Here is a 10,883-nt window from a genome sequence, read left to right on the forward strand (position 1 = left end):
CCTGCGGCTGCGCCAATTGCGGCGCCCTTGCCTGTGTTGTTCATTTCGCAACCACTTAGCAATACAGCTACTACGGTTACGCTTAAAAGTGATTTAGTTAAAGTCATGTGATGTCCTATTCATTAAGAATTATAAAGCGAGTATGCAAATACATGTATGAACAAACTATGAAGAGCATGTTAAAAGCAGTTCGCTTTATACCAATCCACTTAATTAAGTGGATTGGTATTATTTGTAGATTACGAATTAATGTATGCATTTAATAAAAGTGTCATACTCCTTTGTGACAATTTAATGAACTTTTAAAAGGATATGAGCTCAATGTTAGTCGCTATTTTTAGACAGTTTTTTTTACTTGGCTGCATGAGTTTTGGTGGCCCTGCAGCCCATTTAGGCTATTTTAAACGCCACTTTGTAGACACACTAAACTGGTTAAGCGATACCCGCTACGCGCAGCTTATTAGTTTAAGCCAAGCGCTGCCCGGGCCTGGTTCAAGCCAAGTGGGCTTTGCAATTGGTGTTGAGCGAGCGGGGGTTATTGGTGGCATTACCGCATTTATCGCTTTTACCTTACCGTCTTTTTTAATCATGTTGTTATTAGCGGTAAGCGCGCATCAGTTTGATGCTGTTTACTTTGCTATTATTGCAGGCTTAAAACTGTTTGCGGTTGTTATTGTGGCCGATGCAACACTCACTATGGCAAAAAGCTTTTGTACCAGCGCTGCGCTCAAGCTTATCGCAGTAATGAGTACCTTGGCTTTATTGCTATTTCCTTTACTTGGCACGCAAATAGCTATTTTAGTGAGTGCCGCTGCTATAGGCGCAATTTGGCCTCTGTTACAACTCAACACCCAGACTGAGCCTAAAGCAGATACTAAAAGCGCGTTTAAGTGGCTTCCTTTAGGCTTATTTGTTTTACTACTCGCTATTAGCTTTATACCTTTAGGTGATGACCTTACTTTGTTTGCTCCTTTTTACCAAGCGGGCGCTATGGTGTTTGGGGGCGGGCACGTGGTATTGCCTGTATTGCAAGCTGGCGTACCAGCGCTAAGTAACGATCAATTTTTAAGTGCGTATGCCAGTGCTCAAGCTATCCCTGGCCCCATGTTTACAATAGCCACTTACTTAGGCGCGCAACTCACTTCAGAGCAACCCTTAATAGGGGCCATAGCTGCAACCCTACTTATTTTTACACCGGGTTTTTTATTAATGCTGGCGTTTCAAAAAAGCTGGTTAAACCTGGCAAGTAAACCTCGCTTTGCAAGCTCTATTGCGGCGCTTAACGCTGCCGTAGTTGGCTTTTTAGCGGCGGCTTTGTACTCACCTATTTGGACATCGGCCGTTCACAACCTATGGCAGGTTGCACTGGTTATTGCCGCTTTTGCATGGCTAAGAATGAAAAAGCCACCTATTTGGTGGCTATTAGCTTTATTTATTAGTGTGGGCCTTGTTCAGCACTATTTGCCATTACTTTAAAGGTCGGCTTATCGGTTTGCTGTGCATTAGGCGGGCTTAATTGCCCGCTAACACTTTGATACGCTCTAAGGCCAAATACTGGCAACACTGCCAATAAGTGATCCATAATTTCGGCTTGTAAATGCTCGTAAGATATCCAGCGTTTGTCTTCACTAAAGCAATAAAACTCAATTGGTAAGCCGTGGTTCATTGGTTGTAGCTCACGCACCATGAGCGTCAGTGAGGTATTTATTCTGTTATGCTGCTTTAAATAGCCCTCGGCGTAGCGGCGAAACAAGCCTAAGTTAGAGACCGGATCAGGCAACGAGGCAACACGTATATATTCATGCAGTGGTATAGCTGCATCTATTTGTTTTCTAAATTCGTCACTTACTAAGCATATACTGTGCATATCAATATTAAGCGAGCGTTTAATACGTCGGCCGCCAGACTCTTGCATTCCTCGCCAGTTTTTGAACGACCCTGCTACCAACATATAAGTAGGAATAGTCGTAATGGTGTTATCCCAGTTACGCACTTTTACGGTGTTTAGCCCTAAGTCTATTACTTCACCGTCGGCGCCGTAGTTTTCTACTTGAATCCAATCGCCGTAAGTAACTAATCGGTTTGCCGCAATTTGAATACTGGCTACAAAGCCTAAAATAGTGTCTTTAAAAACCAATAAAGTAACAGCGGCTATCGCACCAAAACCCGACAAAATATAGGTAGGCGATTTTTCAAGCACAATACTGACTATTAAAATTGCACACACAATAAAGGTGATCAGCTTAACAACTTGTAATAAGCCCTGAATTGGCACTTCGCGGGCAAAATCTAGCTGGTTATAAATAGCGCCGGCAATGCTTACAATGCTGCTAAAAATAAAGCCTACATGAATAATTAATATACCTTGGCCAATGGTTTTTAGTATTTCGGCACTGAGCTCATTAACAGGGTAAACGCTGTCGAAGGTTGCTAAAAAAAGCACGCTACATAACATACCGGCTATGCGCTTATTAAGTTTTGTGAGCAACGGAGAAAGCAACCCTATTCGCTCTGGAGATAACTTAGTCACCACTTTTTGAATGCCTGGCAGCATTAATCGGCGTGTAAATAAATACACCACTAACAACGAAAAAACACCAATAGAGGCTGCAGTAATTGCACTTAAAAAATCTGCGTCGGGTACTTTTTCAAACCAAGGAGCGATTAGCTCCTGCAGGTGGGTATTGGTCATAGTGTTTCTATTTCCTTACAAATGGGTGGCTCAGGTAAATCGTGTTGGGCATAAATGCTGGCAAGTTGCGCGTCTTTAGCAACCCATAGCTCATTAACGTACTTTTGAAAGTGGCTTCTAAATGCTTTGTCGTGTTGGTAACTACCTAACATTTGCTGGTTTATAGCAACCACGTCAATAGAAACATAAATTGAATCAAGCTCGCCCTTTAAAATATTACGACAAACATGGCTTGTGCTGCCGCTGTACACCACACTGGTATTTAGCATGGCGTCAAATTGCTCGCCAAGTACCTCAAGTGCAAAGGCAATCCCGCCCGCTTTGGGCTTGAGTAAATGTTTAAACGGGCTTTGCTGGCTTGCATGCTTTGCGTGCGTGTAGCGGGTGCCTTCAACAAAATTAATTATGGTGGTGGGATTATTCCTAAAATTACGACAGCTTTGCTTAGTGCGCTCAACATCTAGCCCTTTAAGCTTGGGGTTTTTAGCAAGCTGCGCTTTAGTTACGCGCTTCATAAAAGGCATGCCCATAGCCCATGCACCAGAGCCAATAAATGGCACATACTTTAATTCGTCTTTTAAAAAAAACTTTGGTGCAGGTAAAACATTAATTGAGCTAAGTACCACAATATCTAACCAGCTCATGTGGTTACAAATTAGTAAGTACCAACTTTTTGAGTTTACATCGCCGTTAATGTTTACTTTTATGTTGGCGCAGCCCAGCCACAAGCCAAACCGATTGCCATTACACCAGCCTCGGTACACGCTATGCAGTATGGTGTTAATTATAGAAAAAGGCAGGGCAAGCTTTATTAAGCCTAGCAGTAATACTAAGGTGCCAAAAATGATTACATTTGAAAAAATCACACAGCCTACAATTAAGCCGCTGAGCCAATTTGGTAACCACTTTTTTAGCATAATCGTAAGCCCATTTTTTATTACCTTATTATTTATGGTTTTGTTCGAGCTGCAAAAGCGTGTGCTCTTTTTCTTCCCATAAACGGTTTAATTCACTTTGAAAGCCGACTCTAAACTCAGAGTCGCCAGTGTAATCACCAATCAACTCCTCGCTTACTGGGCGAATGTCTACATGCACATTAATTTGCTTCACTTTGCCGCCGGCAAAGTCCATAAACGTAGGGATGCCATCGGGGTAATGAATGGTCACATTAACCACTTTAGATATCTGCTCACCCATGGCTTGCATTACGAATGCGATCCCGCCTGCTTTTGGCTTTAATAAATGCGGAAAAGGGCTATTTTGGCGAGCATGTTTTTGCGTAGTAAAACGTGTACCTTCTACAAAATTAACAATGCTTACTGGCATTTCTTTAAATTTTTCACAGGCTTTGCGGGTTGTTTCTATGTCTTTACCACGTAGCTTTGGGTTCTTTTTTAGCTGCGCTTTGCTGGTGCGGGTCATAAACGGAAAGTCGAGCGCCCACCAGCACAGACCTAAAATTGGCACGTAAATTAACTCTTTTTTCAAAAAGAAATTTAAAAAAGGTATTTTACGATTAAATACACGTTGCAGTACTAATATATCTACCCAGCTTTGGTGGTTAGCAATCACTAAGTACCAGTCTTTTAATTTGGTTTCTTCAAGGCCGGTAACGTTTATTTTTGTTGGCGTGAATAAGCGTTGGTTAATGCTATTAACCGACACCCAAATAGTGGCACACTGTTTAGCAACCCAGCTTAAAAGCTTTTGCATAGGCTTGATAGGGATTAATTTTAATAGCCCACAAACAAAAATAGGCACAAACCAAATAAGTGTGTTGATTGTATAAAGCATAATACTTAATACACTGCGGATTACTGACATTTATTTACTTTCCTTTAAACAATGCGCGCCAAACAGCGACGCTTTTAATTCTGAGAGTGTACGGTTAATCTTCGAAGTAAGTATAACCTTCAAGCCCGGCATTAAGCTCGGCTAAATACCCTGCTTTACACTGCTCAGACACTGCTAGCTTGTTGACCAATAATTCAAAGTTTTGTGCCAAAATGGCGCTATCATAGTCAACAAACTTTAATACATCCTTAACGCTATCACCTTTAATGGCATTGGTTAATACATAACCGTCGTCGTTAAGCTCTACATGCACTGAGTCGGTGTCGCCAAATAAGTTATGTAAATCACCTAAAATTTCTTGGTAAGCCCCCACCATAAACATGGCTATATGGTATTGCTCGCCATGTTGGTACTCAGGTATAGGTAAACTGGTTTCTATGCCCGCGCCTTCTACGTACTCACGAATTTGCCCATCTGAGTCACAGGTAATATCTTGAATAATAGCGCGCTGGGTAAGCGGTTTATCTAAATTCTCGATTGGCATAACCGGAAACAACTGCTCAATGCCCCATACATCAGGTAACGACTGAAACAGTGAAAAGTTAACAAATAGCTTATCGGCTAGCTTTTCGTGTAAATCGTCAAGTACCTCACGGTGCGCACGCGCGTTATTGCTAAGTGATGCGCGTACTCGGTGCAAAATAGTAAAGTATAATTGTTCTATTTTCGCCCACTCTAGCATGCTTACTAACCCATGCACGTATTGGTCGTGCGCTTCGCTAAATAAGTGCATCGCATCATGGTAAATCTCTAGCGCCATACGCGGGTTTAAACGCTGTAAACACTGCCACATTTCATCAAGCACTAGCGCACTGTTTTTAAGTGGCGGTTCTGGATTTGGATGATTTGGCGCTTTTTCTACGTCTATTACATCGGTAATTAACACCGCGTGGTGCGCTGTTAAAGCACGCCCTGATTCGGTGATAATGGCTGGGTGCGTAAGTTGATGTTGGTCGCACACCTCAGCAAAAGCATTAACCACATTACGTGCGTATTCTTCAACGGTGTAGTTCATCGAGCAAGCACTGCGTGAGCCTGAGCCTTCGTAATCTACCCCTAAGCCACCGCCGACATCAACGGTATTAAGCGGCACTCCTAGCTGGGTAAGTTCAGCAAAGTGGCGCGCGCATTCACGCAGGGCGCGGTGTATGTCGCGTATATTGGCAATTTGAGAGCCAATATGAAAATGCACCATTTGCATTAAATGCAATTTATTATGCTTTTTAAGCACCTCAACAGCACTAAGCACTTGGCCTGCGGTTAAGCCAAATTTGCCTTTTTCGCCCCCGGTATTTTGCCACTTACCTTTGCCTACTGAGTTTAAGCGAATACGTATACCAATGGCAGGCTCTATGCCTAGGTTATCTATTTCTTCAAGTAAGGTCGTCAGCTCTGAGAGTTTTTCGACGACTATTTTAACGCTGTGCCCCATGGCTTGACCAATACAGGCTAAACGTAAAAACTCACTGTCTTTATAGCCATTGCACACAATAGTAATGGGTTTATCGGCTACCCCTAAAATTGCCATAAGCTCAGGCTTTGAACCGGCCTCTAGGCCAACTAAACCACTTGGGTGCGCCAATAGTTTACTTACCACCGAGCGTTGCTGATTAACTTTTATAGGGTATACACACGTGTACTTGCCTTGGTACTCGCGGCTGCTGCGCGCTAAGGTAAATGCATGGGTGAGTGTATCTACTCTATTTTTTAAAATATCGGTAAAGCGCACCAACACCGGCAATGTTAAACCTTGCTGCTTAAATTGCTCTGTGAGCTGCGTTAAAGAAATCGCATTTTTAGATTGGTCACCATCTGGGTAGGCAACCAGCTCGCCTTGTGCGTTAATATCAAAATAGCCATCGCTCCAATGAGCAACATTATATGTAGCGCGTGCTGTTTCTAAACCCCAAGTCATGGCAACTCTTCTTTAATCAATTAGCTATAAAGGCGCATTTTAATACGTCACTACCCCCTACGCTAACAAAAATTGAACTTTAACTCGATACTGGCTAACTTTATTGGCAAAGCAGTTAAAATTTCATTGAGCAAAACGCGAAGCACTGGCAGAATTGCCCCTTTTTCATACTCAACTTAAAAAGTGTAAAAGCAACTATGGCAAATTTAGATCAAAGTAAGTGGTTTACAGAAATTAGCGACCGCGATGGCAGCGCATTTTCATTACGTATCAACAAAAAGTTGGATGAAAAACAGTCTCCTTTTCAAAAGGTAGAAATGTTCGAAACCACAGACTTTGGTAATTTAATGATCATCGATGGCTGTACTATGGTAACTACCCGCGAAAACTTTTTTTACCATGAGATGATTAGCCACCCTGCACTTTTAGCGCACCCAAACCCTAAAAACGTGGTAATTATTGGCGGCGGCGATTGCGGTACATTACGTGAAGTTTTAAAGCACCCAGGTGTAGAAACCGTAACGCAAATAGATATAGACGAAGTAGTCACGCAAATGTCGTTAAAATACTTCCCAGAGCTTTGTGAGTCTAACAACGATGCACGCGCAACTGTTATGTTTGATGATGGTATTAAATACATGCGTGACGCTGCGGGCGAGTCTATTGATGTTGTTATTGTTGATGGTACAGACCCAGTAGGCCCAGGCGAGGGATTATTTAACCACGCGTTTTACACTAGCTGCTTAAATGCATTACGCCCTGGTGGTATTTTAGTGCAGCAAAGCGAATCGCCATTAATGCATATGCCACTGCTAGTAGAAATGCGCGAGGCCATGCTAAGTGTGGGCTTTAACGACTTACAAACACTGCCATTTCCACAGCCAATTTACCCAAGCGGTTTATGGTCAGTAACGCTTGCTCGTAAATCACAAGCATTTGATGGCTTTAGAGAAGCCGATGCCGAGCAAGTTGCACAGCAAAGCGAATACTACAACAGCGGTATTCATCACGGCGCACTTGCTACACCAAACTTTATGAAACGCGCATTTGATAAAAAATAATTCACACTTTTTTTGAAACTAAAAGGGAGCTTTAAAAGCTCCCTTTTTTTGTACTTTAAAAGCGCCATTGAGCGTTAGCCATAAGTTGCTGCTGCGATATTCGCTGAGCAAACCCACTACCCGGCCTATTTTGTACAAAGCTATGCAGCGCCGAGCCTTCAACACCTATTTGTAGCGTATCGGTTAATTGGTAACGCCACGTAGCTGTTAAGCCTTCGCCGTGGCTGGCGTTAGGGTCAAATGCGGTGGTGTCATCGTCATCTACTTTAAAATAATCATACCTAAGCGATAACCTATGCTTACCCGCTTTATGGCTGAGCATTAAATAATGGCTATAAAAACGGTTATAAATAAGCTTATTAGCCCCCATTTCGGTTTTACCATCGAGTAGCTGGGCAATCAAACGGGTTTTACCTGTAAATTTATATAACCACGCTAAGCTGCTAAAGCGAGTATGCCAAGCATACTGCCCTGTTGTGCGATTAAAAATGCTGGGATCGGCGTTATTATCGTAATAATAAGACCTAAACTGCGAGCGTTTTAAATAATCCCAATGCACACCGGCATAGTAGCCAAAGCGGCCATCTACTTCTTCAAAAGGCAGTACTTGGTTAGCTTGCCAACGTAATTCGTCACTATTTAATGCCGCAATAGGTGCAAATTGTACACTTTCGTTAAATGTTGTTTGCCTGTCGTGCAGCGCAAAGCCGCGCCAAGATAGCAACGTCCCTGTTGGGTCGTTCCCTTTATAAATAGCAGCGCTCACACTAAAGCTATGCTTAGAATTAAAACGTTTACCTGGGCGCTTAATGCTAAGCTCACCACCTATGGTACGAAGCTCTTCGCCAAGCCAACTGTTTATGGCCGAATTAGTATAATTGTAAGGCGAGGTCCAGCCTATATCGGGGNGGCTGTTTACTAACGGCTGATACTGTAAATACGCTTGGCTTAAACCTAATGTGGTGTTCGGCTCTTGATTAGCATTAACAACGGCATGTGCGCTCCAGGCACTACTTAAATCGGCCTTAAAGTCTATAATTCCTTGCGATAACAAAATGCTATCACTGCTATCTCCATGGCGATATAAACCAATACCGCCATCTTGAAAGCTTTGTGTATCGTCGCTTGCAACCGCACGTACCTGAATAAGCCCTTTAACTTGCGAAAAAGCCGGTAGGCACATAAAAAGTAAGCCAAGTAATACTGTATTTTTGCGCTTAATAGTCATCAAATTCATCCGTAGCAAAGTCTATTTGCTCGGCTATGGCCTGCTTTACGGTGTAGTGTATAGGTGACTCGCTTACATTAACGCTGTGGGTTTCTACGTTGCTTATATCGCTAAAGCCAGAATGCCATACACTCATGCTGTATTGCCCATTAGGGGCAGTTAAATTAACCATACCGTTGTCGTCAGTAATTGCAAAAACGGTGCTATCAACCACCACAATATAGCCCAGCATCCAGTCATGAATATTACAGCCAAGCTCAACCACCCCAGTTTGATCAAACGTTATGGGCGCTTTAGGCTGCTCTTTGTAAAGTTTCAGCTCAAAGGTTTTAGCTTTAGAAAACGAATAAACGTGGTGCATAATAGAGTCGGCATTAGGAAACTCTACCTTTGCATTTTGCGGAACAACTAACGTACGCGGCGTAAACTCGCGGTTTTGTTGGCTCATTGCGTAGGTTTTACTTGCTTGATTGCCGGCCTGAATTGATGCCCCGCTTAGCCACACAACCGCATTTGCTAAAGGCTGATTATTGGCATTTTTTATAGTTATTGTTGTTGCTGCTGCGCAAGTACTCATACATAGCAGTAACACACTTAGTAAAGGTTTTATCATGGGGGCTAATCGCTATTATCAATTTGTTTACATTATAGACCGATTAAACCGTTAAATTCTTTCTATTTTTTAAAACATTGAATACGTATGTAGACAGTCGTATTAACAACTCAGTGCCATTATCCTTAAAGGTCACCACCGACTCATCAAAGGACACACAATGAGAACATCCGCACTTTTACTACTGGCGTTTGCTGGCAATAGCTTTGCACAAACCGCTGTAGTTGAATCACCAAACTCACAAATAAAAGTGACTATTTCAGATGAAAATAGCACACCCAGCTACGCTATTAGCTTTAAAAACAAACCAGCTCTAAACGCATCGCGCCTGGGTTTTGAATTTAAAACCCAAGCCGCATTTAGCGATGGTTTTAAAATTACCCATGTTAAGCAGCAAAGCGTAAATACCCAGTGGCAACAACCTTGGGGCGAGCGACAAACGGTTACTGATAAACACAACGAAGTTGCGGTTACGTTTGCAAAAAACGAGCCTAATAGTGCAACCTACACAGTGCGTTTTAGAGCTTTTGATAGTGGCGTTGGGTTTAGATACGAAGTACCAAAACAAGCAGGCTTTGATCAAACACACATTACCAAAGAGCTCACCGAATTTGCCATTAACAATAACAACAATGCCACCGCATGGTGGATCCCCGCCCGCGGCTGGAACCGATACGAATACGTTTACAACACCACCGCATTAAATGACGTCCCCCTTGCACACACGCCGTTTACCTTAAAAACCAATGACGGTACCCATATAAGCATTCATGAAGCAGCCTTAGTTGATTACGCAGGCATGGTGCTTAATCAGCGCCGCCCAGGCACTTTTAATGCCGATTTAACACCCTGGTCAGACGGCATTGCCGTTAAAAAACAAGGTGCGTTTAATACCCCTTGGCGCACCATTCAAATTGCCGACAGTGCGGTCGGCTTAGTCAATTCAGACATAATATTAAATTTAAACGAGCCTAATAAACTAGGCGATGTGTCGTGGGTAAAACCTGGCAAATACGTGGGTATTTGGTGGGGCATGCATATAAATACGCAAACCTGGGGCAGCGGCGAAAAACACGGTGCCACTACACAAACCACTAAGTACTACATGGACTTTGCCGCAGAATATGGCTTTGATGGCGTACTAGTAGAAGGCTGGAACATAGGCTGGGACGGTGACTGGTTTTTTAATGGCGATGTATTTAGTTTTACACAACCCTACGACGACTTTGATATAGCGGCTCTTACTCAATACGGCAAACAAAAAGGCGTGCAGTTAATTGGCCACCACGAAACATCGGGTAATGTAAGTAACTACCGTGACCAAATGGAGGATGCCTTTGCCCTTTACGAAAAATCAAACGTAAGCCAAGTTAAAACGGGCTATGTAGCGGATGGCGGAAACATAAAACGCATAGACGAAAACGGCATTGCCCGTCATGAGTGGCACGACGGCCAATTTATGGTTAACGAGTACCTTTACAACGTAAAGCTGGCTGCTAAACATAAAATTAGTATTAACA

General features: G+C 42.8%; 9 protein-coding genes. 3 read left to right on the forward strand and 6 right to left on the reverse strand.

Going from position 1 to position 10,883, the window contains the following annotated elements:
• Window positions 1-321 precede the first annotated feature (321 nt).
• Window positions 322-1,476 carry a chromate efflux transporter gene (gene chrA / locus L650_RS0115435; protein WP_029773669.1) on the forward strand — a complete coding sequence of 385 codons (1,155 nt, stop codon included), beginning with the start codon at window positions 322-324 and terminating at the stop codon, window positions 1,474-1,476.
• Here the strand turns inward: chrA and L650_RS0115440 are convergent.
• The 4 genes from L650_RS0115440 to speA all read right to left on the reverse strand — a co-directional run bounded on the left by L650_RS0115440 (window position 1,436) and on the right by speA (window position 6,461).
• Window positions 1,436-2,692: a mechanosensitive ion channel family protein gene (locus L650_RS0115440; protein WP_029773670.1), complete on the reverse strand. Its 1,257-nt coding sequence runs from the start codon at window positions 2,690-2,692 to the stop codon at window positions 1,436-1,438. The two genes, chrA and L650_RS0115440, sit on opposite strands and share 41 nt — an antisense overlap.
• Complete coding sequence (locus L650_RS0115445; protein ID WP_029773671.1) at window positions 2,689-3,609, reverse strand: acetyltransferase; 921 nt, start codon at window positions 3,607-3,609, stop codon at window positions 2,689-2,691. Before L650_RS0115445 ends, L650_RS0115440 begins: the two co-directional genes overlap by 4 nt.
• A 28-nt stretch (window positions 3,610-3,637) precedes the next feature.
• Window positions 3,638-4,516, reverse strand: a complete 879-nt coding sequence (locus L650_RS0115450; protein ID WP_004587544.1) for an acyltransferase — start codon at window positions 4,514-4,516, stop codon at window positions 3,638-3,640.
• 64 nt (window positions 4,517-4,580) lie between these two features.
• Window positions 4,581-6,461 (reverse strand): biosynthetic arginine decarboxylase, encoded by a 1,881-nt coding sequence (speA, locus tag L650_RS0115455; protein WP_029773672.1) that lies wholly within the window; start codon window positions 6,459-6,461, stop codon window positions 4,581-4,583.
• A 197-nt stretch (window positions 6,462-6,658) separates the two neighbouring features.
• On the opposite strand from speA, the gene speE reads away from it, so the two are divergent.
• Window positions 6,659-7,522 (forward strand): polyamine aminopropyltransferase, encoded by an 864-nt coding sequence (gene speE, locus L650_RS0115460; protein ID WP_029773673.1) that lies wholly within the window; start codon window positions 6,659-6,661, stop codon window positions 7,520-7,522.
• A 55-nt stretch (window positions 7,523-7,577) separates the two neighbouring features.
• Here speE and L650_RS0115465 read toward each other — a convergent pair whose 3' ends face one another.
• A complete protein-coding gene (locus L650_RS0115465) occupies window positions 7,578-8,750 on the reverse strand; it encodes a hypothetical protein (RefSeq protein ID WP_029773674.1) in 1,173 nt (390 codons plus the stop codon).
• Window positions 8,740-9,363 (reverse strand): methylamine utilization protein, encoded by a 624-nt coding sequence (locus L650_RS0115470; RefSeq protein WP_029773675.1) that lies wholly within the window; start codon window positions 9,361-9,363, stop codon window positions 8,740-8,742. The genes L650_RS0115465 and L650_RS0115470 overlap by 11 nt, the downstream gene beginning before the upstream one ends.
• A gap of 160 nt (window positions 9,364-9,523) precedes the next feature.
• On the opposite strand from L650_RS0115470, the gene L650_RS0115475 reads away from it, so the two are divergent.
• On the forward strand, window positions 9,524-10,883 hold a 1,360-nt coding region (locus tag L650_RS0115475; RefSeq protein WP_029773676.1), incomplete at its 3' end, for a glycoside hydrolase family 97 N-terminal domain-containing protein.

This window comes from Pseudoalteromonas sp. TB51 (genome assembly GCF_000498055.1).
GTDB lineage: Bacteria > Pseudomonadota > Gammaproteobacteria > Enterobacterales > Alteromonadaceae > Pseudoalteromonas > Pseudoalteromonas atlantica.

Coding starts and splice junctions, on each gene's coding strand:
- chrA (WP_029773669.1), top strand. CDS start 322: ATGTTAGTCGCTATTTTTAGACAGTTTTTTTTACTTGGCTGCATGAGT.
- L650_RS0115440 (WP_029773670.1), bottom strand. CDS start 2,692: ATGACCAATACCCACCTGCAGGAGCTAATCGCTCCTTGGTTTGAAAAA.
- L650_RS0115445 (WP_029773671.1), bottom strand. CDS start 3,609: ATGCTAAAAAAGTGGTTACCAAATTGGCTCAGCGGCTTAATTGTAGGC.
- L650_RS0115450 (WP_004587544.1), bottom strand. CDS start 4,516: ATGTCAGTAATCCGCAGTGTATTAAGTATTATGCTTTATACAATCAAC.
- speA (WP_029773672.1), bottom strand. CDS start 6,461: ATGACTTGGGGTTTAGAAACAGCACGCGCTACATATAATGTTGCTCAT.
- speE (WP_029773673.1), top strand. CDS start 6,659: ATGGCAAATTTAGATCAAAGTAAGTGGTTTACAGAAATTAGCGACCGC.
- L650_RS0115470 (WP_029773675.1), bottom strand. CDS start 9,363: ATGATAAAACCTTTACTAAGTGTGTTACTGCTATGTATGAGTACTTGC.